Here is a 26,024-nt window from a genome sequence, read left to right as displayed (position 1 = left end):
TTAAAGACATAAAATCGTTCTACTTTTCATATGAGTTTATAAATTGCTGCTTAATAAAGCTATCCAGGATTCTCTTAAGAGAAGCACGATAAGGTGCTCGTTTAACGCTATTGCTCCATGGTCCTAGACGGAGTAGAAGGTGATGAAGGAAATGCCATCTTATTAGCTCTTCGTGAATACTTAAAGCATTAGCTGATGTGACTATGGACGAATGACTGAATACATTTGCACGTTTAGCAGGTTCATTCCCGCACGACGGAAGCGACAGGGCGAGGCTGAAGTGATCATACAACGGCATCTTTGTTATTAAAAAATCTTCAAAATCAATCACTGTAATATGATTCGTATCAATAATCAGGTTATTCAGGCAGAAGTCTCCATGCTGCGGTATTGATGGACAAGTGGTTGAGTATTTTAGGTCATCAATTGCCCTTTCTAAAATGATTTTAAGCTGACCGCTCAATGTCTCACCAGTACTTAAGTAAGCTAAACGGGCTTTTTTCAACTCTTCGTGCGGCTGAATTTTTTTTATTATGTTGTATTCGGATTGAGATATGGTGTGTTGAAATTCTCTTAAAGTTTTCCATATTCTTTTTTCAAGCTGTTCTCGTGCGTTTTTGCTCCTAATTTTTGCCTTGAGTTGGAACCAAGGAACACCTTTGACTCCTCTCTGGACATCATATTTTTTTCCTTCATGTATGTATATTCCAACGGGCTCAGGAAGAAAGTTTCCTGCTAGCTGGTAAATTTTTTTGTGGATATTGCTAGAATGAAGATCATGATCGTCACTGATTTTTCGGATAACGTACATAGGGTAATCATCACTTTCGGTAAATATCAGATAAATAGGCCTGGTCGTGCTAATGCAGGCTATCGAAAGTTTGGAAAAGTTGTTAGGAAGTAAATCTGTAGTTGAAAGAAAACTTTTAATAAAATTCATATATACTATTCTCTATTAATAATAAGGCCGAGGGCACCAATAGAGGCGGGAAAACCTAGAATCTTTCTGATGAGGTATCCTATTAATTTTTTTGAAAAAGAGTTTTTATGAGGGAGGATGTTTTTATATACATACCTCTCGGCAAAGGTGTGCAACTCATAAACGCATGCTGGATACTCCAAGGATGGATATATTCCAATAATAGATTTTACCGATAGATTTTTCTCGTTTTTGAGTTTTTTTGTGATATTTTTTAATAGCTTTTTAGTTCGGTATAAATTAATTGCTTTGTAAATTTTTTTTTTATTAATTTTATTTATTGATACGATTATACAGAATTCTTTTTTGTTGAAAAAAGATGGGTTGTCCAGAATAGTTGATAATGAAGAGTCATCTAGGCTAATTATAATTATAGGGATGTTAAGTACATCCCTTAATTGTCCTGTATGCTCTTCTGTGGAATTTATATTATTCATAAAACTCTCAAATTGATAACTTGTTAGCCACTTTATGTTACACCTTAAGTTTTAATAGTATGTATCTTATTATTTTAAGAAAATAGAGAATATAGCCAATTTATTTTTTGTATCTTTAAATTTAAAGAATAGCCTAATTTTTTAGCGATTCCGTGTATATCTCTAGCATCTTTTTTTGACGGTTTTCCATCGAAAACTTTGTTCTACTTACTTCTAGAGCAGATTGCCCGATCCGTTTTCTTTCAGAGTAGTTTTCGATGAGTAGACGGCATTTTTGGTATACATGCTCTGTGACAAATTCTTTAAAATCTTTAGGGATTGTGTTGACTATATATCCTTTAGACGACTTTATGAATTCATGATCCCTAATTGGAATCATCAACCCAGATTCTCCATCTTCAATCATTTCTGGTATTGCGCTGATGTTAGTAGTTACTATGGCTCGGCCAAAAGCCATCGCCTCTTGTATAGAAAATCCCCAAGCTTCTTGATATGTTGGGCATAAGTAAATATCGGATTCTGGTATTATCTTATTCATTAGTGTTTCTCTATCGTAAAATCCGATAGATATTTCTGGGCATTTGTCTATTTTTTTTAAGTATTCTAACTCCAGTTCTCTGTTGTTTGTCTGAAATTTTCTGCTTGAACATATGGTTAGGTGAATGTGCTCATACTCGTTTCTTAGTCGAAGAAAAGCGTCTACTACATTAGCGCCGCCTTTACGAAGAAATTCCCCAACGAAAAGCAAGTTAACCTTATTTTCGTTGTACTTAATCATATGGTCAGGAATAAGTCTAACAGCCGGATAGACAACATCTGTTTTCGACAAAATATCCGGATCATTAATGTTTCCATATTCAATCAGAGAGCGCTTTCCATGATGACTTTTAAAAAGTAATTTTTTGAAATTGTCCTGTTTTAATAGTTGTTTAACAAAAATCATTTTTATTACTCTGGGCGTAGGTATCCCGAATAAATCAAAGGTTCCAGCTGAGGAAAAATGGGCTGGTGTATAGACCCAAGGTTTTTTTGTTATTACTGGAAATAATGGTGCTTCTATGATGTCATGATCATTTGAGTTTACATATGAATAGACACCCTTTGCTGCAGACCTAAATATATATTTTGTTATTTTATTCGTGGATTCAACCTTCGAGTACTCTACTCCAGGAGGCGGGAATTTGGAGTACTCCTTAGCGATTCCGTGCATTTCTGTGATTCCAACTCTAATGTTTTTCATTTCAATCCCTATTTTGAAAAATAATATTTTAGGTGTTCTATATATTGTTATTTTAAATCAAAGTTTTTTGGTCTTTTGTTTGTTGTAGATTAAATAAAATATTATAGATTTATGCTATTTCAGTCTCCAAAAAACTTTAAAACTACGTGCTAGGACGATTCATTTTTAAGAATCTGACGTTGAAGAACACTACTAGAAGCATAACATGAGGTTAAAGATGACTGAACCTCTTCATAAATATCTTTTCGTCTCTATGATTGTATCTCAGTTAACGTAGTGACAGGAAAAAATCATTCGTCTTTCGCCCAAGCAACGGATTTATAACAGTCTCAACGCGATCACGTCGGCTCATTGCTAATCCAGATTCCGCGGCCAATGTGCCACTGCAATATAAGGTATAGGCCATTGCGGAGTTGGTAGCTACTAAAAATAGCCTTGGTTTTATATAGGTTTCGTCAGGTACCCCGCTCAAATTCGAGGTTGTGGAGCGCTGGCCCAATTTCGCGCGAACTAGCTAGTTGTTTATCACTTTAAATTATTTGGTGTTGTCAGAACTATTAGCATTCTTGAACCGAATAGGCGCTAGCCGTCCGTCGTGTATCACATTGGCCCCGAGACTGGTCTTGAGTTTGGAAGGAGACGGTAAAGGTGGTATTGCCAAACTAGCCTGTAGAACATACAGACGTTTACAAGGTAACCACCTAAATCAATAGGTGCTCCTATTGATTTAGGTGGTGTCATATTGCTGTAAATGTGGTTGGGTCGGTCTGGGGTAGATCTGATTCGCATGACAGGTTATTCATTTTAGTTCTGCTCGTTAGGGTGAAGATTTGGCTCCTTCTAGGCCCTTTTTAGCTGGCTCATCAGCGATGCTTCGACAGGCACGACTAGTGACAGCTTCGTCGTTCCAGTGTCTAATTGGCCTATCAAGCAATATGTGTTGAGTGATCTAACATCGAGAGAATGGTAGACGTTAATAGTATCTATCTCGTCAAGCATCTCACCGCCGGCTGTCAAATTTTGATCCAAAGCTGTTCTGGGCTAACGACTCACTCTTTTGGATGATATCCTAAGGCCATTATGGTTGGATGAGTAGGTCTGCGGTGAGCTGGGCGTCTTCCCGGCCAAGGCGCACACGGGAGTAGCGGGAGGGGTTTGGCCTTGAACAATAGATATCTAGTCAAACTACCTTCTGTTTCACTCAGAGGTATAGGATGTCGTTTTTGAAGGCGATTTTGCGCGATATATTCAACCACCACAGAGCCCCCACGAATTTAGCAGCGCTCATTCGGGTGGTGAGGCTCATAAGTTTTGGGGTCGAATTATAGATTAGTATCCGATAGAAACCAAAGTCTACAGTTAGCGCCCTATACTTACAGAACATTACTAGCAAAACGCTAGGTCATCACGTCTAACTAGATAAGAATAGATTATTCTTTGAAGATTGATACCAAACGCGTAATGAGGATAGTAGCTATGACTTCTCTGAAAATGCAGATGGGCAGTTTCCTGCTGCTGACAACCTTCTTAACAGCTCCTTTAGGGGCTGAAGTGATTTTTGCAGAGAGCTTCGATGGTCAGCCAGATTGGACGAGCGGCCTCCGTGAAAACGATAAAGGTGAACTTTCAATGGGTGGCAGCGCCTCTGGTGGATGGGAGGTTGATATTGTGCAAAAGGCTGGCGTGCATAATATTCCTAACGGATGGTCCTACGTTCGACAAACCCCATCATGGGCACCTTCGCTAGGTGACCTCGATAAGCACGAAAACATTGAGATTAGCTCGCTCTCTACCTTGGAAAATCCTAATAGAGCAAGAGGAGGTACCGGAAAATCTTTTGTTACTTGGCGGGATAGTGATATATCAAAGGGCGAAAATTCTTTTGGCTCTGATGGAATACTGATGAAGTATTTTTCGCAAGGCTTCGACCAGTTATACGTTGAGTTTTGGATAAATTTTTCAAATACCATGATCGACACCTATTACAATCCGGACTATAAACTTGACACAATCGGATTGAGCAAGGTTTTTCGAATCTATCATTGGACTGGTGATGGCAATGTGTTTGATTACTACTCCGATAAAAACCCAAATTTCATATGGGGTTTTGAAGGACGGCCAACTTCACAATCCGGCTATGGGTTCCGAAATACTCTTTCCGCACTAACTCGCCGAGATGATAAGTACGGAAACGATCCGAAACAGAGTAGGTTTATTGATTATAATGGAGAACCGTCGAATAAGCTTCCTTCATCGTATCACCCTAAGGCGTTGGCATCGTATGGGGATGCGCAGTTAGTTGATCGTTCAGCCAGTGGGTTTATAACTGCCGAGAATGGTGCTGTCGATATTGATCAAGTTTTTGGCGATGAGACACATTGGACTAAAATGGCATTCTTTGTTCGAATGAACAGTTCCCCAGGGGCATATGACGGTCAGTTAGTACAGTGGGTTGACGACAAAAAAATTGTTGAAATAAACACGGTACAGTGGGTGGCAGCAACACGAAATATGGTGCAGTGGAACAGTTTTGCAATTGGCGGGAATGACAATTTTAATAAATATCCCGATGAACTCAAGCATGAAGAGTGGTATGCGATTGATGATATTTTGGTGTCGACTGAGATACCTGACTACCTGACAGTAGATTTGAATGAAATGGCACCACCAACACCACCGCTTAAAATTAATGTCGATTAGGTATTTATTTTTATCACTCATTGGCGGAGTTAATAATAGCTCGGCTGATGAGATGGTAGTAGGGTTGTGTGATTATTATAAATTGAAATAGTGTATGTATTTGTAGTCGGTGGTTTATCTAAATATTTTGGAAAATCCTTTTAGGAGACCAATAGATCGTCCGGCTATGTAGAGAGTGTCGATAAAGTATATTTTAACTAATGTGGCCGGTCTAAATGTTATAAATCTTGCGCGAAACATGCGTTTTCCGGATAGAATTGCGGGCACAAAAGCGCAGAATAAGAGTATAAATGAATTTTTTATTGCATCAATGCTGAATATACTTTGGATCGTAAGTGTAGATAATGATAGAATAAATAGTGCAGTAATTATAAATATGGGGTCTTTAGCTGATTTTAATGGATTTTTTATATAATTTTCTGAATGCCATATTTGGCGTTTCATGAATTGAATGGGAGTTTTTGCGTTTCCTAAGTGAATGATATCGAACGTATGATCAATAATAATGGATATGCCTTTTGAAACTAAAATCTGGTGTAACTCCGTATCCTCACCTGAAGTCATAGCTTCACTAAAACCACCAACCTCCCTAAAAATTGTTTTAGATAACACTGTGCTTGCACCAATTAGATGTTTCGGTAGAGTAGGGTTACCTTTCCTTTCCAGCAGCCAAAACCTTTCAATCCATGTTGCATTTTTGGACAGCTTGGCGGCGCCTCCATAAACACAATTGGGCTTTTCTTCAATTAGCTTTTCAGCCCTGCTTAGCCAATTTCTGTCCATAAGGCAATCAGCATCTATAAAAACGAGAATCTGCCCACGAGCCTTTGCAGCGCCGTAGTTTCGTACAGCCCCAACATTCCCCTCCGTAAGCTCAAAAACCCTGGCCTGGCCGATGTTAATTGCAATCTCATAGGTTCGATCCTGAGATCCATTGTCTACAACGATCACTTCATACTGGGCGCAGTCATAGTCAGAGTTAAAAATGGATTGAAGGCATGAACCGATGTGTTCCTCTTCGTTATAGGCCGGTATCACGATTGAAAAATAGGGTGAAGAGCGTTCTGTTTTCGTTTGTTCATTCATTTTTCTTTAACCACCGAGCGAAATTTTCCGTTACGACCACGCGGAATTTTTTGCACCTGCTCAACAGTAACGAGAAAGTCGTCGCCAAGCCTTTGTTTACAATTTGAAATAAGGATATTCTCATTAAATTCTTTTGTTGTATTTTTCACCAGCCTGATTGTGGCTGAGCCAGGTTGTTTTTGAACAACCTGTGCCTCTTGAATACCATCTACGCCTTTGAAAATATGGTCAATGCGTCCTATCTGGCGTCCATCGCTTGTTTCGATGTAGTCGTCGACTCTTCCGTTAACAGATTTTAGCCCAGGTGTGCCGCTAGCCGATAAGGCTGTATCCGCTAAGGTCGCTGTGTCGCCCAGGTTGTACCTTAGCAAAGGCATTTGCCTGTTGGTCAAGCTGGTGGCAAGTAGTCTGCCTGTATCATCCGAGTCTGTGCCTGTTTCAACCTCTGTTATCCCGATTATCGGGTTAGGCCTATAGATTCCTGACTTGTCTTGCCCTGCAAATATCACGTATTCAGCGGTCCCGTAGTAGTCATAAACCGGGCAGCCAAATACAGATTCAATCGTTTCCCGCTGCCACTGGAGGAGAGTTTCTGAATTCGTAATGATGGCCTTCGGCTGAAAGCCAGGCTTTGAATCGGATTTCTGGTAGTGAGTGGCAAGATCGTAGATGGCTGATGGATAACCGATCAGTTCTTCAGGCTGAAAGTTATCCAGTTCATTCTTATAGTGGGGGAAGGTGTTTTCGTTAACGTGGTAACTGGAAAAAAGTCTCTGGTTTTCCGCCTGGTTAAAGCGGGAAAAAGGAGGTTTCATGTCTTCAGCGGGTTTGAGCATTCTGCCTGCGAAGGTGGCCCGTTTAGCGCCAAAGGGAATGCAGTGAGCTTCTTCGTGATCCACCAGTAACGCCATAGCCAGTTTGTAGGTGCGTTCATCAACGTCGAGAGCTAGCGGTGTACCAGTGCTGCCGCTTGTATGTTGAACCATAAAAGGTTTTAGCGGCTCTTTGGGTCGGAAGTTATGACCTTGCTGCAATATTGTCTGTTTGTTGAGAACAGGCAATTTTTGCAGATCTTGAACCGTTGTAATGTCATTTGGTCGAATCCCGTGCTCGGCGAAGAGCTTTTGGTAGTAGGGGACTTGGCTTGAGCAGTAGGTCACCATCTGGTGCAGGCGCTCGTCCTGGTAAGCTTTTATCTCTGGGGCGCTGAGTTCCTTGATGTCGTCAAGCTCTTTGCGGAGCTTATGGTATATGCCGGTGTATCGCTTTTGATAAAGCTTGTACCCGTACGCTGATATCAGAATATTCTGAAGCAGTGGGGGACTACGAAAGTACAGTTTTTCAGCGATTTTCATTGCGAACCGCATCCCCGTTTTTCGTATCTTTTTTGTTCGCGGACAGGTAGTAATCTACGGTTTTTATCTTACAGACCATATCCATGGTTGATCCTGCATCTATACCATTTTTTTGATTCGTGGCTATAGTTTTTAACATCCGTTCTTTTGACCATATATCGGAATTTAGCGAGTCTATAGTGGTTTTGAAAAAATTTCCGGTATAAAGGTGTTCGTAGTTAAACCAGCCAAGGTTAGGGCGGTTTTTCTTTAACTTGAAGAAGGTCTTTTCAAAAACTATTCGTAGAACTCTTGATAGTTCTTGAATGATTATGGGGCGCTTGGCTTTTGCCAGAGTCGCTGCCATGGGGAATTCCAATAAGTCAGTGTTGAGTTCAGAAATTACGCTTCGGGTTAATCTGTTCTGTACCCGTTGTTTAAAGGGCACATTGTAGACCATTTTTAGTAGATCCGGGTGGCTAAGAGGGGAGTAGTAACCCTGAAAGGGTTTAGCCATAGTTGGCTGCTTCATCATGTATTGACGGCTTACATGATCATAGTTGAACTTTTCAATCGCAAAGGAAAAGTCGTCGTCTTCCTCCAGATAATGATCGAGAGTGTCATGAATGCTTTTGGTTATGCTGATAGCGGTTTTGTTAAATCGTCGCTCACCTTTTTCGCTGGTGAACCAGAACTGCTTGGGTGCCGTCACGCTTTTCTTAATATCGTTTATTATCTTTTCTTTCGAAACTATTTTCGGGCTAATCAGGTGTAACGAATTAAACGTTTTTTGGAAACGGCTTCCAACAGTGGGGAAGCCGTTGTGACCGCCTAATCGGGCACCTATCACGCCACTTGTGATAGGCAGGAAAAACTTCTCTGATATAAGTTTGCTGGACAGATGCCATATTGGCCAAAGGCAGTGCCCGTGAAGTTCCAGCATTTCATGGAGCAAATCTGTATCTATCACCATTCCTTTTACATCTTTGAAATAGTGATCCGTTCGTAAAGTACCTGAGAGTTTTTTTGCAATGGTGCTTTCTCGGCTGGAGATATCTCCATGGGTGTAGGCGGCTGTTATTGGTGAGTGTGGCGGAGCTAGAAGCGTTCTGGAATCCCACCCTGCCGACATCATCAATGCCATCGGCCTGTAAGTTTGCATAATGTTAGCAAGCATTTCCGCAAACGTTTTCCCGTTGTCAGGCAGCGTTGCAGAATTTGGTAGTCGGGGAGTGTCATCAGAGACCTGCTTTGCAATCGCCAGGGACTCGGTATTTACGTCTAATTTCTGGTTAGGCAGTGTTTGCTTAATATTTTCGAAAAAAGAACTTTCTCCCAATGTATAGCCAAATGCCAGGTAACAGTGAATAGCATCCCAATTGGGCTGGTCATCGCCTCCCGTCAGATTGTCCAGTCGATTGGACAACTTGATTGTTGAATCATCTACCCGGTAGTAAACAGGCTCGGCGCCGGCCAGGTCTGTCCTTACGATCACTTTCTGGTCCGCAGCAGAGTAGATTACTGACGTGCCATTGATGGGAGTGTTGAAATCGAACGTTTCACTGTCCTTTCGTTCACCAAAAAATAACTGGAAGTCTCCAGATTCATGGACCTGGTGGCGGATATAATAAGGATTGGCATCCTTTACCTGAAGTACCACCTGGGAACGAGGATCCTTAGGCTCAGAACCTTTATTATCGTTGGTTCCAATGGTCACCAGAAATGAGTTCGGCTTCAACATTTGTTACTCTTCCTTAGTTCTAGAGCTGATTCTGGCAGCTGGATTTCCACCCCAAATTGCCCCTGATTCCTCAATGGGCCGGGTCAACACTGATCCAGCCGCGACAATCGACTTATCACTGATGTCTGCCATTACAACGGCGCTGTTTCCAATCCAGCAGTCCTCGCCGACTTTAACTTTCGTATATTTGCCTCCCTGTTGCTGAATAGGCGTTTGCAAATCGTTGAAGTTATGTTGCTGGTTGCCGCTCAGTATGTGCACACCGCTCCCCAGGAGAGTGTTCTCACCGATTGTGCATTTCCCGATGTTGCACTGTGGGCCAATGTACACCCCTTGGTGAATAGACGTATCCCGGTGGGAAAGCACCGTAAGAAATCCAATCAGGATATCGTCTGAGGTATCCGGGCAGGCAAGCCGGTAAAATGCAGCCCGGAGGTAGATCCCGGTTTTCCCCGGGATCAGGCTGAGCATTTGCGAGAATGTCTGGAATGTGCCATCTGGATTGCCCGGCAAGCTAAGAAGCCGGTATAGGGCGTAGAGGGGAAATGCCAGCATAAGGAAAAGGTTTTTTACCGTTCGTTTCAATGTATGGCGCATGTTCAGTGTCGATCCAATCGGGTATATAACCAACGCTTCTCGCGAGAGGGTCGGAAGGTTACGAGAGCCCGCAACACCCGCCCTCCAATCCGTGATAAGAGTAGTCTCCATGTCATAACCGGAGGTGCCCAACGCTGGTGTGCGGGCCTGGGATGATCATTTGATTGAGAGTGCTGGGCGGAAAGCAATTGAGGGCCGTAATTCTGCATGAGAATGATGAGGATTCTGGAGAAATGGCGCTCTTTGCTGTGTTTAAGTGTTTCTGTATGTTCTTTCAGCCATTTCTGGCCGAGTTCAAGATATTGATCGGCGTTTTCATGATCCAGTTCAGACGCCTGGAACATAAGCATAGCTTTTCGCATATCCTGGGCAACCCAGGTGTCGTTGGGAAATTCAAGCCGACTCTTGTCTTCCATAAACGGGCGCTCATTGCTCAGCATCCATTGGGTGTAATGCAGCACCGATTCTTTGGTGTAGTCGTAGTGCTCGTCGTAGCTGTCAATCTGACGTTTTAAATAGAGATAGCGAAAAAGGGCGGCAAGGAGCACGAGATAAGACCACCTGTTTTCAACGTCGAGTAAATCCCGGTGCTCGATCACATCCAGCGGATGAATAGTTTTCCGGATAACTGCTTCGGCCTGTTGCAGCCATGACCCATTCTCATCAAGTATCCAGGCGTCCAGGAGGGTATTAAGGTAATTTCCGGTGCCGCGATTGAAGCCATATCTATGGGTTGATACGGTTTCACCACGAATCATCTTTTTCAAGGAGGGAACTTCTCGTTTCTTCAAGGCAAGTATCTGTTCAAGAAAACCGCCTTGGCCTTCATGAAGTGCTGTCATCCAGCGAGCAAGCTCGAACACGGCCTGGCGGGACTTTTCATTCCCTGTGAGGTAATGATGGTAGAGGAGGCCCGTTGAATAACAATGCTCTTCAGCTGGGCCGCCGCCGGTTTGTCCGGGGGTTGAGCTGGAATCGTTGAATGTTGAAAACGTTCGATGTGTTGCGGTATAGGCATCAAGGTAGTGGTCTGTATGCCAGAAAAGCCCGTTGTTGTATTCGCTTCTGTCTTCTTCAGTATGGTAGATATCTATATCTGTCACGTGTCGTGCCAGATCATCCATTAACCGAAACCAGCGCGTATCGCCGGTGAGGGCAAACTGCCTTGCGAAGCCGTATAGTGGATCGTACTGGTTATTGTAATGAGAGATATACGGTGGCTCGCCCTCAGTTTGGTAAAGAGTTTCATGGTCCGCAAATATATCGCCAAAATTACGCCAGCCAAATTCGTCAATGACTTCTCTCTTTGCGAAAAAGTTAGAGTCGCTCTCTAGTCCTTCCGCTATGAGTTCATCAATTACTCCCGGCTGAGCATTGGCTTTGAACCAGGGGAAGGCGTCTGCCTGCTCATAGCACTCGGGAGTAATCACAGGTACGAGAGGTGCATAGGCAGTTGCAGAGATGCTGTTGCTGGAGTTGTGAGTCATCAGGAAGCGCAGTGTTTTCTGTTCTCCACCCTGTAACTCGTAGGCACTCTTTGCATCTTTAGGGAACAGACCGATTGTTAGCGTGTTTTCTTCTTTGCGGACACTTGTTGGAAAGTTCTGCCAGAAGTCGGGTACAGCCAATGCCAGATGTCCGCCATCATAATCAAGGCTAACCAGTGGATCAGCACGCTTGCCTTCATGTATGAGCCTGTCGGGGCTTGATAATCTGTAACCACAGAATTGAGTGCACACTTCACCGTTACGGTCTATATGGTTGCGGCTTTGCCAGTTCCTGCCTCCGCTGGAATCCTGGTAGAGGTTGAACTCGGGCAGATGAAATACGTCAGAGGTTTTATCGGTCGCCTGGGGAGTCACCTGAGCCAGAATTTCCGCCGGCAGCGTTGTTTCGACGGCAAGGTCCCGAAAGTACACTGAACCCGGATCTCCCAGGTCCCACAAACCGCCGGAATGTCGCGCACGTTTGGGGTTATGGGTTGTGAGTTCTACCTGAATGAGGCCGGTTTCCAGGAAAATACGAAGCTCACAATCGAATTGTGCCAACAGGTCATTATTTTGCGTATGCCATTGGCCTTTTGTACGCGCGGAGACAAAGACAGCGCCTTTCTTGGCAATTTCCCATGTGGATTCTACTTTTGCAGTGCAGGGTGCGCCCGTCTCATCACGCAGAGTTACTTTCGAGTCAACACTTTCACTGCCGGTACTATTAAAGCGCCATGCCAGGGTGCCAGGCTTTAAATGAACGGAGCCAGCGGATGTTTGTACCATAAGGCCGTCAAGCGTTTGATTAAAAACGGCTTCTGGGCCAGTGGAGGACGGCAGTTCTGTTTTGGAAAGGTTTAACTCTTTTGCGCTGCCGGCATCCAGGCTGATCAAAAAGCTGGCATGAACCCACCGGATGCTCCCATCTGGCCAGTGGGCCAGAGGCTCAAGCTGAATGCTGACAGGTTGCGAGGAATCCAGAAGTTCAAGTTGCGCTGCCTTCTGCACGGCACCTCTGGGCAGCGGAATGCCAAGGCTAACAGGCTCCTTAATACGTGTAATGCCGGTATTTTCTACTAAACGGATGGCTATTTTTTCCATAAATCTGCCTACTGCCTGGCTCCCTGTGTGGTGCATAGGATAGTCCGTTGATTTTGTAACATAAAGCTACATTTTGAACCTGACTGCATTGAGAGCTATAGGTTTCAGGCCTTTCCTTTGCCGAGAGCTTTGTTTGCCAGATAACGAAGCTGGCCCCACTCTTCGGTTTCTTTAAGCAAAAACAGACCAATAACCCCAGTGCTTAGCGCTGCTGTTATTACATGAAGAGTGCCAAGAACGAAAAACTGAATCAGAAAATTGCTGCCTGAAAGATCAAGCGACTGAACCACAGCAACAGCCAATGACGTTCCTGCCAGAGTCGGGATGCATAGAAAGAGGAGCTTCATTAGTGAGAACCTTGTTCGTTGCTCCAGGATCAGCAGCAGCGCAACCGTGGTTGCAGCAGCCAGCCAGCCTCGAGCCCAGGCCATGATTTCCAGACCACCTGTAGCCGTCAGCCAGAGAACGGCAATAATTACCGCGGTTGAAATGACGTCGAACCAGAAAAGCAGTTTGACCTTTCCTTGGGCAATAAGGGCATCGCTCACCAGAGCAAACAGGCAGAAAGTGAAGAAAAAAAGCCCGAAGGGCTTCAGCAGTGAGGAAAATTCAGACCAGTCCTGGCCAAGCAATACCCGAATAATCAGTTCGGGATATAGCATGATGAAGGTGGTTACAGGCGTAAGCACCGTTATCATCAACGCAAGGCTCAAACGAACACGGTAAGCGAGAGCCTCTCTATCTGATTTACTGTCTGCGATCGCGGCCAGTAATGGTTCACTCATGGGGATTATGGCTGAAAGTGCTGGCAACAGACTGACTTCACGTACCAGGTTATAACCACCCAGTTGAGTGGTTCCAAACAAGCGGGAGACCATTAGGTTATCAATTTGTGAGCGGGTGAATCCGACGATGCCTCGTAAAAGCAACCACTGAGAAAATCCCCACTGTTCACGAAGTTTTTTTAGGGACCAGCTGGGCCGGTAAGAATCTACCTGGTAGGAGCCAACAGTAAAAATAACGGCGGCAACCAGATTCCCGGCTATGATTGCCCAATAGCTGGGATGGATAAGTGCAATTGTAATAACGGTCAGAAAGGAGATTCCCTTTTGCCAGAGGCTTAGTTTAAAAAGGGGTTTGTAGTTTATGTGCCGTGCAAGGCGCAGCATTCCTGGCGTTTTCAGGGCACGTATTGGTAGGGCTAAAGCGGCAACCGCGAGTGCGAGAGTGAGCTCCGGCTCATTGAACCAAGCTGCGACAAAAGACGACGCGCATATAATGAGTCCGGCAATCAGAGATTTCGACAGGAAATCCAGAGTCCACGCGGTATTGAGATCTTCGTCTTCAAGTACCGATTTCTGAACGATGTATTGCCTGTTACCGGTTTCCACTAATAATTCAAAAAACTGAAGAGCGATGGTAACCAGTGCAACGATGCCAAAATGATCCGGAGTTAATAGCCGGGCAAGAATGAGTGTACTGACAATTCCTAAACCACGATGTATGAGCTGCAAGCCCAGTAGAAATCCTGCGCTTTTGACGACTTTTTGGCTAATTGACATAAATTTCAGGTACGAAATGCCTTATCACTTTGCGAAACTTTTCAGCCGGGCAGTGAGTTCTATAGCAACCCTGTCTGAGCGGATGTAAGTCCAGGAGTAATCGATAATGTTAAGAACCGAATATACAGCAAGTATGAGAATTACCGTTTCAATTGCGCCACCTTTCGAAAAAAAATGCTCTGTAATGAGATCGAGTGCTGCGCCAAACCAAAGCAATATAGTGAAGCCATTATAGGATGTGCTCGCTACTCGGAAGCGGGAAATATAGGACCTGATGCCGGATCTGGTTTCTTTGTGCTCGCCACCATCGCCGTTTTCATTATTTACGGGTTTGGGGCTAACTGATTGCTTTAGTACCTTCGACAGATTGGCGCGCATCATCTCACGTTCAAGCAATGGGTACCGCGATAATTCTTCTGACATTATGTTCGCAGGGAGTTGGGCGAGCAATACACGAAAACGGTTCCAGATATAAAGAATCCACACCGCAATCCATGGCCAGACCTGGCCACTGTCAAGATATAAACCAAAAGCAAGGCAGGGAAAGGTTGCTGACTCTACGAGGAAGTGATTCCAGCGATCCAGTACCGCTCCGTTTACGCTGGCGCGGCCGTTATGTCTCGCAATTTGGCCATCCACGTAGTCAAACAAGTGGTGCACTACCAGAAAAGAGGCGCCTAAGAGAATCCCCCAGGGGCCAAAGATCATCAAAGCAGCTCCAATAAGGCCGGTGATGAACATTGAAGCTGAGGCATGGTTCTCGTTCAGCCCGAGATTCAGATACAGATTGGAAATCCGGAGTGAAACAGGAAGGCCAAACCAACGCGTGAAATAGTCACCTCTTTCCGCGAAAAGAGACCATTCACGTGCTTTGAGCGTTTGGAACTCATTATTTTTATCCATTGTAAGAGTCCTTTCTTTTCGATTAGCGAACCATTTGAAAAGCCCCAAGACCGCATTGTTCTTATCATTCAGTGTAGCAAGGATCTAAAAAGGCTACTCCTTCTTATAGATAGCGTTGATTTTTGCAAGCGTCAGTATAATTTACGAACTTTGTGGTCAATCCGCCGTTTACGTTTGTTTTTAGTCTTGGAAGGACTTTCAAATGATTCTTTAAATGTTTTTGTTCTGAGAGGTTCTGTTGGAAGCACCACTAAAATGCACATGCCGCTCCAGGCGGGGTATATGCACCCCTTTAATGTCGAAGATATTTACACCTACAGCTACATACCGGTTAATTTTTCATTTAACATTATTTCACTTTGTTGATAGGTAACAGTTTTAAGTACGTGGCATGGATGATGCTCTCTACTCTTTAGCGCTGACCGACTGATCTGAATTTCAGCTGCCGGCGTCCACCTTCAAGGAGAGAAAACCATGAAAACATCCCTAAAAAGAACGCTTTTATCATCCCTGGTCGTACCTTTTGTATTAGGCGCGCAGTCAGCCAGCGCTGCTTTGGTTACCGATTGGGGCTTTAACGTCGAAAGTGTGTTCGATAACATTTCCGACACTGGCGGAACCGGCTCTGTTTCCGGGGAAGGCACTAATCTTCTCTCGTGGGGCGTTGGGGCGGGACCTCAATCATCTGTCGGGATTTCGAGCGCCAGTGCGCCAAGCGGTTTAATCACTGATGGAGGTTACGTAAATGGTGGGGTATTCACCCATACCAATAACGTTCTTCCCGCTGCGGGCACAGCGTTGAGCAGCTTTGACTTGATTTCTACCCTCACATTGACTCCATTCAGCCCCGCAGCTCCTTCGCTTCCAGCGGCCGATACGACGTTTGCGAGCTTCTTCACAGAAACACCTAATGGTGGAGCATGTGTCGAGCCAATCGGCGCTCCCTGTGCTGACATTTTCACCATTGCGGACGTGAGCGGTGCTGATCTCCTTTTGGATGGCAGCTATGAATTTAAATCCGAGTTCGATTATAGCGGCTACACCTACTCGTTGTTTCTGAACCTGGCTAACCTGACAGCCTTGGGTGACGATAGCTGCGCAGCAGCGGGTGCTCCAAACGGCTGTGTGGGGCTTGTGACGGCAGAGAATGCTGTTACCAACTTCCAGACTAAGTTCCGCATTACAGCCGTAGAGATGGTACCTGAGCCAGGCACTTTGGCTCTGCTGGGTATGGGTCTCGCTGGCCTTGGTCTGTCACGTAGAAGAAAAGCAGCAAAGGCATAATGTAAAAAAGCCCCGCTAAGAAGCGGGGCTTTTTTAATGATGCAGGATGAAATTACGCAACCTGTCTGGCGTTTAGCTTATAGTCGGTGTCAGGTTTTGCCGGCAAATATCGTCCACCGTCAGTAACCAGAGACCACACATCCGGCCGGCGACTCCTCATGCCTTCAATCAGCGATGCGGCTTCGGTGAAGGCCGGACGGCGGCTGCCGTGATATTCCATTACGGGCCCCACGTGATCGAACTCCACACCAAACCGCTTTAACAGGCGCAGCTGTGCAGGTTCCATGACGGCCATCCAGTGGGTTATGCCGTGTTTGACCGACATCTGGAGAATTGCGCAAAAAAGCCCGAGGCTGATATAGGGCATGGCGCGTTTGCCATTTTCCGAATCGCTGTAGTATGCGGGCGCACTGATGCCGGAGACTGATTTCTCCTCCGTGAGTCGCCGACGAAACTCCCGGCTGACCGCCATTCGTGATATTTCTGCGATCTGTTGGCGGGGCGCCTCGGCAAGTGCTTCCTGTGCGGCCTGGTCCATACGGTGAAAACAGGGACCTTCCATGGGAAAATCGGCCTGTTCGGGATTTTCGCCGGCCATAACGAGGCGAACGGCAGCTACGCTGTCTCCTGTCATTTTGTGACGAATCAGAGCGTGTGTAGATCGGGGATCATAATCATCATGTTCGCGTTTATCCGCGAAGCAATTTGGGTCCTCGAATGGGCGGTCGATGCAATAAACCTGATAGCGCAGCTCGAAAACTTCGTTAATAGTCTCTGGTGACGTCGCCAGTTGGACGTTGAACACCGAGTTAAAAATGCTACTGACATCGGTCTGGGGCAGGTTGTTGTTAGTTATTTCTGCTTTAAGTTGATGAGTAAACCCTGAGTTCATTTTAAAATCCTCATTCTTTCCCGGTCCATGGGTTTTTATGCCGAAAAAGTAGTGCCGTTTTAAAATAGACAGGCGGCTTGCTACGGGTGTGTCGAGGTAACAGCAATCAGACCTCGGAACGCTTTACCCTGGGCACGTAACGTCCGGGTGCCAGGATGAAATTAGGGTCGACGGCAGCTTTCAGTTTGCTGGTCAGTCCAGAGTAAACAGAGCCACCGGTATTAAGAATGTCCATGGCGTCGATATTAAGGCGGTAGGGCAGAAAACCTTCCCGCTGTCCGGCGGCGTATAGTGCGCGATAGCAATCGTTGGCCCGCGCAGTTGCTTCCGTGTCATTTCGATCAAAAAGCAGCGGAACGGTGGAGTCAAAGCAGCGATCGTTTACGGTTGTCAATGTAATGAGGGGATTGACACCGTACTGGGGGCACACTCTTTCAACCATTTGGATATAGCGGCGAGCGTCATTGCTCCGTATTGGAACCAGAGGTGCGAACCATATAAGCCCACAGCCGTCCCGAGCGGGATTTTTGGGTTGCCCGGGAGCGGGCAGGGCGCCCGAACGCCAATATGCCAGTGCCAAAGCCACATCATTAGGGGTGCCGTGCATGATTTCCAGGGCGCCCGCGAGCGTATCGGCCATGCCTTTAACTCGTGTGCCCAGTCCGCCAGGCATTACGCGGGCAAATGTTCTTGCCATCTCAACTTTGCGCTGATTGATAAAAATGAGTCGGTCGGTAGCCGGCCCGAGAAGTCGCCGTAGCGTGCGTCTGGCCGCCCGGGCTACTTCCTTTGAGGCGTAAATCGCGCCAACTCCACTCCACGCTGGAACGCCATGGCGGTTGGCAAGACTTTCAACTTCGTGAGCCGGGAGCACACCGTCAACGGCCTTGTCTTCGGGGAAGGGTGTCATCATCGAGAGCATGCGCTGGCTGTTGAGCAGATTAATTGCCACAACCGAACCTCCGAGTGCTCGCAATACCTCCCGGACTGCCGGTACGAGGGCTTCCAGTTTTTCGTCTTCTTTCGTCGAAAAGAAAAATGCGGTCACTGTGTCGGGAACTGGTGCAAGAGCAATCGTCATGTTCACCACAACGCCGAAATTTCCCTGACTGAAAAGTCCATCGAGATAAGGGCCTAGCCCCCACTTGAAAAGCCCGTCGACTTCCGCACCGCCAAGTTCGCTGAGCGGCGTCCGATAAAGGGAGCCGTCGGGAAGGACTGCTTCTATTCTTGTTACCGCTGCAAAATGGTCCGTAATCGGTGTGATGCCATAACCCCGTTCAAGCGCGTTGCCAAGAATGCTGCAGGTGGGGCCCGCTCCGGTTACCGGGACCAGGTAGTTGCCGTCATGACTATCAAGGAATTCTCTGAGAGCGCCCTGGGTTACACCTGGCTCGACTGTGACTACACCCAATTCTGGGTCGAAACCGGAAATGCGATTGAGCCGGCTAAGATCAAGAATAACGCAGCCGTTTTCGACCGGGTTTGCACTTCCATAGCCCCAGTTATTGCCTGTACTTACGGGGTAAACTGCGACTTGCCACTTTTGCGCTACCTGAAGAACCGCTGCAACTTGTTCCTGGTTTTCTGGTCGGAGCACAGCCGGAATAGAGCGCTTTGTTCCGATTGTCGAAATACCAAAGTCTGCTGCACGAGCCGTAATGACTGCGGGCTCACCAAGAATAGTGACCCATTCGGCAATTGCAGACTCGGTTGAGGTGCGGTTCACTGGCGCTTCCAAGTTGTATTGGTGACTTTACGAACACGTAATCAAATTCTGTGTCGTAGTTTTCATTAGAGGCGACGATTTTAATCGAGAAAGGGTTGACAAAATATGTCGTATAGTTAAGGGCGTGAAAGCACCTTGCCTAAAAGAATGGGCGTGCAAACAATCAGTTGGAGCGAAATCAGAAGAATTTGGCTAAGTGTAATTTTGTTAAATAATGTTAAATTGGTTGTTTTTTAACCTGATGTGAAGGTTTCATTAAAACTGGTTCTCAACCGAAGTTACTGTTGTGCGCATTCGAGGCAGCACCTCTGCGCAATCCCGGGGGCCGCAGAATGTCTGAATGGTGATCAATGCAAATCGTGCTTCACCTGCAAATGCCGCAGGTATCTGCAATAGCTTGGCGTTGCGATAGCTCAAGCTTGTGCGTGAGCCCACCTTATACCATTGAGCTACCAGTACCTTATTCCTGGTGAGGATGTTGCGATACACCCGGAGACCGGGTTCCAGTTGTTCTTCAACATGCCAAATGGAATTATCAAACAGCCGCGGAAGATAGGGTACGAGTTTTTCATCAACATTCTTTTTGTGGCTCTGTGCAAATGAAATCCAGGTGTTGGCGGAATACCAGGCTTGCTCATCAAGATCTCTTGGAAGAGCCATCGGTAAGGGCATTTTCTCAGGTTGGACTTGCTCGAAGTTTGGAAGGTTGATTGTCCATGCTGGTTTTTGGCTTGCTGTGTTTTGAGCGATTACGAGTGCAATCGGGCCAAGAACAACAGCGGCTACAATCGCAATAATGCCTTTCCTGTACACGGTGTCGCCGCTGACAAGAGCGCTTTGCTTTGCTGCGCGCCTGCGAACCGGTGAAAAGTACAGTGCCGGAAGGATGAAAGCCCCAAACACCATCCAGCCCATGGTTTCATGGTCCGCAATTATCTCGCTTTGCATGTCGGTTTCGTAAGCAACGACGACCAGGATGGTTATGCGAACCCAGTTTGCGACCAGGCCAATTAAGGCGGCGCTCAACAAAGTGATCAGCCAGCCGCGCCAGCGGTAGTCGTTAAGTATTGATGTCATCATGGCCAGCAGGATGGCAATCGCAAAATAGCGTATCCCCGAGCAGCCGTCGGCAATGAGAAGGCGACCGTAGGGCAGGGTGATGCTGTTACCTTCAATAAGGGCTGTCATTCCGAACCAGCCAACCCAGGTTCCGACGACAATGCTTGCAAGATCCACGAGGGCCGGCACCACATCTGCCCAGATTGGCAGTGAAAGTGAGAGAAGGAGGATGTAGGGAAGAAACTTCAATGTTCTGGGGAGCCCTAGCAGTGCCCAGGCAGTTGCGATCAGGCCCGCAGGTAACAACAGATAGGCCAGGGTGTCTATGCGAACCAGTTCCAGTAACCCCCAAACCAGCGTTGTCATAATTAACAAAACTGCGCCGGCAAGATGGTAGGGTTTGAGCGGTGCTTGGCGGTCGATTTGCCCGGGCGGATGGATCAGCAAAAGGCCAAGAAAGATAATGGCTGTTGCAAGGCCGTGTGCCAAAACCTGTTCAAACTCAAGCCAGGCTTCTGCGAGTCTGGTCCAGGTGGGATAGAAAATAAGGACCGCAATCGCTGTAACGAATAGATAAGGCCTGGAGAGAGGTAAATTGTCTAACGTTTTCCTTAACATTGTTTGTCCGTCCAGACTGCTTATCAACCGACAGGATACTGTGTATTTCGTTTACATAAAACTCAAATTCAGAACAAAAAAAGCCAGCCGAAGCTGGCTTTCTTATTAATCAACCGAAATCAGGCTTTCTGACGACGGCGAGCTGCACCAAGACCTGCAAGGCCGAGGCCGAGAAGGGCCAGGGTGCCGGGCTCAGGTACCGGAAGGAAGGACTCAACCATAACGACCATATCTGAATAGTCCCGATCAGAACCACTCAGCACGAGATCTTCCCACGCAAGAATAAAATTGTTGGAAGTGAATGACTTAAAATTACCGTCGCCATTCGGATCCATGTTCAGGGAGCCATCTCCACGATAGGTAACCATGTGGTTATCATTGACACCGTTGTTGTCTGAATCGCCGTTTAGCGCAGATTGAGAGTAGAAGGTGTTATTTTGCGGAGTTGTTAAATAGAAGCCAAAGTTCGAGCTGTTAAATGTAGAGCTGTTCTGCCCCGCATAGTCACCGATTTCATCGAAGTAAGTGGCTTTGAACGTGCTACCAATCTGTTGGAGGCGAGCAGTATCGCCGGTTGCAGCGCTGCCTGAGAAAAGCTCAAGCGTTGCGCCGGAATACAGATCGTAAATACCCAGTGTATTTGAAGTGGCAAATCCTGCGACTTCGAACATCATGAGGGCGTTGCCTGCGCTGACTGCGTCCAGTGTCCACACATCTGATGGCGAGTACTGGTCAGTAGTGACGTCTTGGTTGAACGTTCCGCCCTGAGAAGCACTGTTAAGGCCATTTTGAAGGCTGTTGCCATTGATCTGTGTGAGTGCGCTAGCAGAGCCTGCAAAAGCAATCAGACCTGCCGCGAGGACCAAGCGTTTAAATTCCATATCGATTTCTCCAATCTTTGTTGACGTTCCTTCGCAGCCAGGCTGTCTCTTTTTGTTTGAGATCCTTGGCTTTCCGTCCCATCCTCGCGAATGGTTTGGCGTTCAGTCAGAATGGTTTCTAACCTACTTTACAGTTAAGCTATAATCATGCCAATACAACAAGATGTTGATTTATAAAGTTATTCTGGTAGGTATTTAGCGGTACTGTAAAGAGGATCGACACTAAAATAAACAAAGGTCTGAAATGTTTACATTTCAGACCTTTGTTTTTTGTGTTCTTGAATGTTGTAGATAAAGTTTGTTACAACGACTTCTTCACGGTATCAAGGTGTGCCGATATCTCCGCATTCCCCGGCGCAAGGGAAAGCGCCTTTTCTATAGCGGTTTTGGCTTCTGCGTGCATGCCGTTCAGGTGGAGCACCCACCCATATGTATCCAGAACAGCAGGGCTGTTGGGTGCCAGCTCACTTGCCTGCCGTGCGAGGTTCAGTGCGCGGTCGGAGTTTTTCTCGCGCAGCACCCAGGCCATATTGTTCAGCGTAGCCACGTTGTTTGGCTGTTGTGCAAGAATTTGCTCATAGTGGTTCGCTGCTGCAGTTTCCTGGTTATTGGACATCAGCCACTCAGCTCTCGCCATGTGCGCTGCAAGGCTTTGCGGGGTTTCGTTAAGCCAGCTTTCTGTGAGGCTGTCGACGGCGTCAGGGGCTTCGGTTTGTGCCAGCCCAAGTAGGGCGGGCATCAGCTGGACGTCTTTAGTGGCTTGCCAGCTTTCAGAAAGGTATTCATAAGCAGCTTCTGAGCCCTGCTGTTGCTGAAGCAACTTGGCACGGGAAAGTCTGGTTGCAGTCACTTCGCCGAAGGTTTTCTCAACCGCTTCCAGTGCTGAGATGGCCTCTTCTGTTTTGCCTTCTACCTCTGCAATTCCCACGGGTAATAGTGCAAACCTGAGGTTCTCTGGCTCAAGAGCAATGGCTTCGGCAGCTTTAGCCCTTGCTTCAGTCCATTCCTTATTCTTAGCGGCGGCCCGTGCTTCAGCAACGAGCAATTGGGCATAAGCGCGTTTTACTGTTGGGGAGTCTGACTCCTTCAATGGTGACAGAGTTGCTCTTGCCTCTGTCAGTTGGCCTTGGTTGATATCAATCAGCGCGATCAGCGTATCCGTGTTCTGTTTCAGTTCCGGGTGGTCTTTGGCAACACCACTGAGCCAGGTCTTGGCCTCACCTATCGTATGATCCAGCGTATAGATTTGGCCTGCCTGCTGAAGGGGACGGATAACATCCGGAGTTATGGCAGCGGCGTCCACCAACAGGTTGACTGCACGTTCGCGTTTGCCGGATTGTGCATAAAGGCTCGCGAGTGCAACTTTGGGCGCCTGTAATTGGGGGCTATCCTTAACCAGTTTTTCTAGTCGTGCTGCGGCTTGTTCGGGGTTGCCCAGCTTGGCGTCCGCGAGGCTTGCCAGTAAAACGGCTCTGGGCTGATCGCCGTAACCGTTAATTAAGGAGTCGCGGATTTCTCCGGCTTCCTGCTTTTCACCTTGCTGGATCAGCACATTCATATAGGTGCTGGTGGTGGCCCAGTCTGCAGGGTTGGTGGTAAAGGCCATTCGCAACTGGCCTAGTGCCTGCTCGGCCTGGTTGTTCTGGAGGTAGTGCCTTGCCAGCGCGAGCCGCAGGCGCACGCGCTCTGGCTCATTGCTAATGGCTTTGCTGAGGCTGGCAATACCGTCGTTCTCGTGGCCTGGGAGGCTGAGTGCCAGAATGCCATGCATGGCTAAAAGTTCGTTATCGTTGGGTCGGGCTTCTATGGCGCGATCCAGTGTTTTCAGGGCAGCTTCCCGGTCTCCGGTATCAATCTGAGCCATTGTGGCGGCCCTGATGAACTGGGTAGGTGTTGTTTCCGGGTCCAGGTTTTCCTTAAGCAGCTGAGCGCCTTCCTCAAGTTCGCCGGTGCCTGCAGAAATAGCTCCAAGCAGCATGGCTGCCTGTTCGTTTTCAGGGTCCAGCTTGAGGCTATCCCGCAGGATCGTTTTCGCCTCTTCAAAGTTGCCCTCTTTAAGGGCTGCGATAACGGCTTCACCTTGTTCCCGTGCACCGGTGTTAACATTTTCAGCCAATATCCGGTTATAGATCTGGGCTTCGGTAATCTTGCCTTGCTCAGTCAGCACCCGGGAGAGCGTGGCAAGCACATTTCGGCGAATGGGTAGGAAAAAGTCGGATGTGGGGAGTACCCCTACGGCATCTGTCAGAGTAGCAGCTGCCTGTTCCAGTTGGTTCTGTTGATATTGAGCTACGCCTTTCCAGTATAGAACTTCTGGCGCCTGTTCATTTCCTGCTAGCCATCCGTCTGCGGTCTCTACCGCCTGTTGTGTATTGCCGAGGTTGAGTTGGGTTTGAAGAAGACCGGTTACCGCCTCTGTGTCGGCTGAGTTACTGGCGACGAGGTTGTCATATAGCGCCAGTGCTTCGGCGAGTTCTCCGGATTTACGCAAAGCCTCAGCCCGGATCAGAGAAGCTTCCAGTTGGTCTTCCGGGGAACTGGGTGTTTGAAGCGCCAGGGTTTCTACTGCGGAAAGATGTTTACCCTGTTCCACATAGGCGCGAGCGAGAGTGAGGGCCACGGCTTCAGGTTTTTCATCTATCCAGGGGGCGAGGAGTTCGGCGGCTTCTTTCGCGGCGCCTACCTGTAGATAGAGATCAGCCAGGCGAACGATGTGTTTCACGTCGTTCGGGTCTTTCTGGATGGCATTTTTGACTTCAAGCAGGGCCGAGCGGAACTGCCCCTGGTCCGCGTATGTTTCTGCGCGGGTAACGTGTGACATAGCTTCTGACGAGTCTGTGTTGTTGTTACAACCCGTCAGTAGGGGCACTGCGAGTAGAAGGCTGCCCGCCAGCGCCAGCCTTGAAAATGTTTTTAATGTTGTTTGCTTTGCGATCATGTATATCTGCTCCTTGATCCGCTCGCTGCCACCGGGTGCCTGGAAAGTAACTTAGATTTCCGGAGCTTCTGCCGAGGTGTCGATTTTGTATTTATCAGTGAGGTTGTAAAGGGTCGGGCGTGTCACACCCAAAAGCCGGGAGGCTTGCGTCATGTTGAAGCCGCTTGTTTGCAACGCTTGCATGATGGCTTTGCGCTCGGCCTGCTCGCGAACCTGGCGAAGGTTCAAGTGGCATGCTCCTGGCTCGTCGCTACCCGGCAATTCAAGATCTTCACTGGTAATCCGTTTGCCATCGGCCATGATAGTGGCCCGTTTTACCTTGTTGATCATTTCCCGGACGTTGCCGGGCCAGGCGTAACCGCTGATAGCGTTAATGGCATCTTCGGAGAAGGTGAGGTTTTGTCGGTCCATTGTTTTGCCGAGGGATTTGAGCAGGGACTGGGCTATGACCAGCGCATCCCCGTCTCGTTCCCTTACAGATGGCACATCCAGCGTTATTTCGCTTATCCGGTAGTAAAGATCCTCCCGGAAATCTCCGCTTTCGATCAACTGCTGCACATTGCGGTGCGTTGCGCACACCACGCGCACGTCTACGGGTATTGGCTTTACTGAGCCCACTCTGTCGACAACACGTTCTTGGAGAAAGCGCAGTAGCTTCGCTTGCAGGGGCATTGGCATATCGCCGATTTCATCAAGGAAGAGCGTACCGCCGTTTGCGCTTTCAATTTTGCCTTTTTTGGCTTGGGTCGCGCCGGTAAACGAGCCTTTTTCAAAGCCAAACAACTCGCTTTCAAGAAGGTTTTCGGGAATGGCGGCACAGTTGATAGCTGCGAATACGTTTCCAGCCCGGGGGCTCAGGTCGTGCAGGGCTCGGGCGAGTACTTCTTTGCCTGTGCCGGTTTCACCCGTGATAAGGGTGGTTACATCAGTGGGGGCGACTTTCTCTAATGTTCGACATACAGCCATCATTTGCGGGCTTGCCGCAATAATACCCTTGATGTTGGTGCCGTTGCCCTGGTGTGCGAGTGCCTGATTTTCCTTTTCCAGCTCCGCAAGTCGGAAGGCTCTGTTTACCACAAAATTAAGAATATCGGCATCCAGGGGTTTCTGGTAAAAATCGGAGGCGCCCATGCCGATGGCTCTGACCGCGTTTTCTTTGTCTTCGCGGCCGGTTACCACAATCACTTTGGTCATGGGAGAAAGTCGCAGAATTTCTTCCAGAAGAGCAAAACCTTCCGTCGCACCACCCGGGTCTGGTGGCAGACCCAGGTCCAGTGTTACTACATCCGGCTCTTCCCGTCTGAGCGCCGCGAGAGCGGTTTCTCTGTCTGAGGCGGTTGTCACCTCCAGATCCTCGCTGAAACACCAGCGCATCTGGCTTTGAAGCCCCGGGTCATCCTCTACAATTAGCAGTCGTCTAGTCACAACAGCAACAATTCCTTTGTTTGGGTGTTCC

General features: G+C 47.3%; 18 protein-coding genes and 1 riboswitch. Of the genes, 2 read left to right on the top strand and 16 right to left on the bottom strand.

Translation table 11 applies throughout. The annotated features are described in order from the left end of the window. Positions 1-19 precede the first annotated feature (19 nt). From Q4501_RS10225 to Q4501_RS10215, 3 genes are all read right to left on the bottom strand, one after another. Complete coding sequence (locus Q4501_RS10225) at positions 20-940, bottom strand: phosphotransferase (RefSeq protein ID WP_303596113.1); 921 nt, start codon at positions 938-940, stop codon at positions 20-22. 5 nt (positions 941-945) lie between these two features. Next, positions 946-1,416, bottom strand: a complete 471-nt coding sequence (locus tag Q4501_RS10220) for a hypothetical protein (protein WP_303596112.1) — start codon at positions 1,414-1,416, stop codon at positions 946-948. 133 nt (positions 1,417-1,549) lie between these two features. Then, complete coding sequence (locus Q4501_RS10215; protein WP_303596111.1) at positions 1,550-2,656, bottom strand: glycosyltransferase family 4 protein; 1,107 nt, start codon at positions 2,654-2,656, stop codon at positions 1,550-1,552. A 1,476-nt stretch (positions 2,657-4,132) separates the two neighbouring features. Between Q4501_RS10215 and Q4501_RS10210 the strand changes: the two genes are divergently transcribed. Beyond that, positions 4,133-5,356 (top strand): hypothetical protein, encoded by a 1,224-nt coding sequence (locus Q4501_RS10210; RefSeq protein WP_303596110.1) that lies wholly within the window; start codon positions 4,133-4,135, stop codon positions 5,354-5,356. A 114-nt stretch (positions 5,357-5,470) separates the two neighbouring features. Here Q4501_RS10210 and Q4501_RS10205 read toward each other — a convergent pair whose 3' ends face one another. From Q4501_RS10205 to Q4501_RS10175, 7 genes are all read right to left on the bottom strand, one after another. Beyond that, a complete protein-coding gene (locus Q4501_RS10205) occupies positions 5,471-6,442 on the bottom strand; it encodes a glycosyltransferase family 2 protein (protein WP_303596109.1) in 972 nt (323 codons plus the stop codon). After that, positions 6,439-7,797 (bottom strand): phenylacetate--CoA ligase family protein, encoded by a 1,359-nt coding sequence (locus Q4501_RS10200; RefSeq protein ID WP_303596108.1) that lies wholly within the window; start codon positions 7,795-7,797, stop codon positions 6,439-6,441. Before Q4501_RS10200 ends, Q4501_RS10205 begins: the two co-directional genes overlap by 4 nt. After that, positions 7,784-9,517 (bottom strand): hypothetical protein, encoded by a 1,734-nt coding sequence (locus tag Q4501_RS10195; RefSeq protein ID WP_303596107.1) that lies wholly within the window; start codon positions 9,515-9,517, stop codon positions 7,784-7,786. The genes Q4501_RS10200 and Q4501_RS10195 overlap by 14 nt, the downstream gene beginning before the upstream one ends. A gap of 3 nt (positions 9,518-9,520) precedes the next feature. Then, positions 9,521-10,114 (bottom strand): DapH/DapD/GlmU-related protein, encoded by a 594-nt coding sequence (locus Q4501_RS10190; RefSeq protein ID WP_303596106.1) that lies wholly within the window; start codon positions 10,112-10,114, stop codon positions 9,521-9,523. A 2-nt stretch (positions 10,115-10,116) separates the two neighbouring features. Continuing rightward, positions 10,117-12,702 carry a hypothetical protein gene (locus Q4501_RS10185; protein ID WP_303596105.1) on the bottom strand — a complete coding sequence of 862 codons (2,586 nt, stop codon included), beginning with the start codon at positions 12,700-12,702 and terminating at the stop codon, positions 10,117-10,119. A 104-nt stretch (positions 12,703-12,806) separates the two neighbouring features. Beyond that, positions 12,807-14,264, bottom strand: coding sequence for a lipopolysaccharide biosynthesis protein (locus tag Q4501_RS10180; RefSeq protein WP_303596104.1), 1,458 nt, complete (start codon positions 14,262-14,264; stop codon positions 12,807-12,809). Positions 14,265-14,288: 24 nt separating this feature from the next. Continuing rightward, positions 14,289-15,215 carry a CDP-alcohol phosphatidyltransferase family protein gene (locus Q4501_RS10175; RefSeq protein ID WP_303596103.1) on the bottom strand — a complete coding sequence of 309 codons (927 nt, stop codon included), beginning with the start codon at positions 15,213-15,215 and terminating at the stop codon, positions 14,289-14,291. A 426-nt stretch (positions 15,216-15,641) separates the two neighbouring features. On the opposite strand from Q4501_RS10175, the gene Q4501_RS10170 reads away from it, so the two are divergent. Next, positions 15,642-16,451: a THxN family PEP-CTERM protein gene (locus Q4501_RS10170; protein WP_303596102.1), complete on the top strand. Its 810-nt coding sequence runs from the start codon at positions 15,642-15,644 to the stop codon at positions 16,449-16,451. A gap of 52 nt (positions 16,452-16,503) precedes the next feature. Here the strand turns inward: Q4501_RS10170 and Q4501_RS10165 are convergent, their stop codons facing one another. The 6 genes from Q4501_RS10165 to prsR all read right to left on the bottom strand — a co-directional run bounded on the left by Q4501_RS10165 (position 16,504) and on the right by prsR (position 25,993). Then, on the bottom strand, positions 16,504-17,343 hold the full coding sequence (locus tag Q4501_RS10165) for a PEP-CTERM/exosortase system-associated acyltransferase (RefSeq protein WP_303596101.1): 840 nt from the start codon (positions 17,341-17,343) through the stop codon (positions 16,504-16,506). 106 nt (positions 17,344-17,449) lie between these two features. Then, positions 17,450-19,072 carry an FAD-binding oxidoreductase gene (locus Q4501_RS10160; protein WP_303596100.1) on the bottom strand — a complete coding sequence of 541 codons (1,623 nt, stop codon included), beginning with the start codon at positions 19,070-19,072 and terminating at the stop codon, positions 17,450-17,452. 255 nt (positions 19,073-19,327) lie between these two features. Then, entirely contained in the window at positions 19,328-20,749 is a 1,422-nt protein-coding gene (locus tag Q4501_RS10155) for an exosortase/archaeosortase family protein (RefSeq protein ID WP_303596099.1), read from the bottom strand. 119 nt (positions 20,750-20,868) lie between these two features. Continuing rightward, positions 20,869-21,630, bottom strand: coding sequence for a DUF4114 domain-containing protein (locus tag Q4501_RS10150; protein WP_303596098.1), 762 nt, complete (start codon positions 21,628-21,630; stop codon positions 20,869-20,871). A 29-nt stretch (positions 21,631-21,659) separates the two neighbouring features. Beyond that, positions 21,660-21,740: riboswitch (cyclic di-GMP riboswitch) on the bottom strand. Positions 21,741-21,931: 191 nt separating this feature from the next. Then, entirely contained in the window at positions 21,932-24,568 is a 2,637-nt protein-coding gene (locus Q4501_RS10145) for a tetratricopeptide repeat protein (protein WP_303596097.1), read from the bottom strand. Positions 24,569-24,619: 51 nt separating this feature from the next. After that, entirely contained in the window at positions 24,620-25,993 is a 1,374-nt protein-coding gene (gene prsR, locus Q4501_RS10140; RefSeq protein ID WP_303596096.1) for a PEP-CTERM-box response regulator transcription factor, read from the bottom strand. Positions 25,994-26,024 lie beyond the last annotated feature (31 nt).

Origin of the sequence: Marinobacter sp. 2_MG-2023 (assembly GCF_030546935.1) — a bacterium.
Lineage (GTDB): Bacteria > Pseudomonadota > Gammaproteobacteria > Pseudomonadales > Oleiphilaceae > Marinobacter.
The sequence above is the reverse complement of the archived record's forward strand: the minus strand, read 5'-3'. Positions and strand labels throughout refer to the sequence as shown.

Bases quoted from the DNA above. Each gene is read 5' to 3' on its own strand.
- Q4501_RS10225 (WP_303596113.1), bottom strand. From the start codon at position 940: ATGAATTTTATTAAAAGTTTTCTTTCAACTACAGATTTACTTCCTAAC.
- Q4501_RS10220 (WP_303596112.1), bottom strand. From the start codon at position 1,416: ATGAATAATATAAATTCCACAGAAGAGCATACAGGACAATTAAGGGAT.
- Q4501_RS10215 (WP_303596111.1), bottom strand. From the start codon at position 2,656: ATGAAAAACATTAGAGTTGGAATCACAGAAATGCACGGAATCGCTAAG.
- Q4501_RS10210 (WP_303596110.1), top strand. From the start codon at position 4,133: ATGACTTCTCTGAAAATGCAGATGGGCAGTTTCCTGCTGCTGACAACC.
- Q4501_RS10205 (WP_303596109.1), bottom strand. From the start codon at position 6,442: ATGAATGAACAAACGAAAACAGAACGCTCTTCACCCTATTTTTCAATC.
- Q4501_RS10200 (WP_303596108.1), bottom strand. From the start codon at position 7,797: ATGAAAATCGCTGAAAAACTGTACTTTCGTAGTCCCCCACTGCTTCAG.
- Q4501_RS10195 (WP_303596107.1), bottom strand. From the start codon at position 9,517: ATGTTGAAGCCGAACTCATTTCTGGTGACCATTGGAACCAACGATAAT.
- Q4501_RS10190 (WP_303596106.1), bottom strand. From the start codon at position 10,114: ATGCGCCATACATTGAAACGAACGGTAAAAAACCTTTTCCTTATGCTG.
- Q4501_RS10185 (WP_303596105.1), bottom strand. From the start codon at position 12,702: ATGGAAAAAATAGCCATCCGTTTAGTAGAAAATACCGGCATTACACGT.
- Q4501_RS10180 (WP_303596104.1), bottom strand. From the start codon at position 14,264: ATGTCAATTAGCCAAAAAGTCGTCAAAAGCGCAGGATTTCTACTGGGC.
- Q4501_RS10170 (WP_303596102.1), top strand. From the start codon at position 15,642: ATGAAAACATCCCTAAAAAGAACGCTTTTATCATCCCTGGTCGTACCT.
- Q4501_RS10165 (WP_303596101.1), bottom strand. From the start codon at position 17,343: ATGAACTCAGGGTTTACTCATCAACTTAAAGCAGAAATAACTAACAAC.
- Q4501_RS10155 (WP_303596099.1), bottom strand. From the start codon at position 20,749: ATGTTAAGGAAAACGTTAGACAATTTACCTCTCTCCAGGCCTTATCTA.
- Q4501_RS10150 (WP_303596098.1), bottom strand. From the start codon at position 21,630: ATGGAATTTAAACGCTTGGTCCTCGCGGCAGGTCTGATTGCTTTTGCA.
- Q4501_RS10145 (WP_303596097.1), bottom strand. From the start codon at position 24,568: ATGATCGCAAAGCAAACAACATTAAAAACATTTTCAAGGCTGGCGCTG.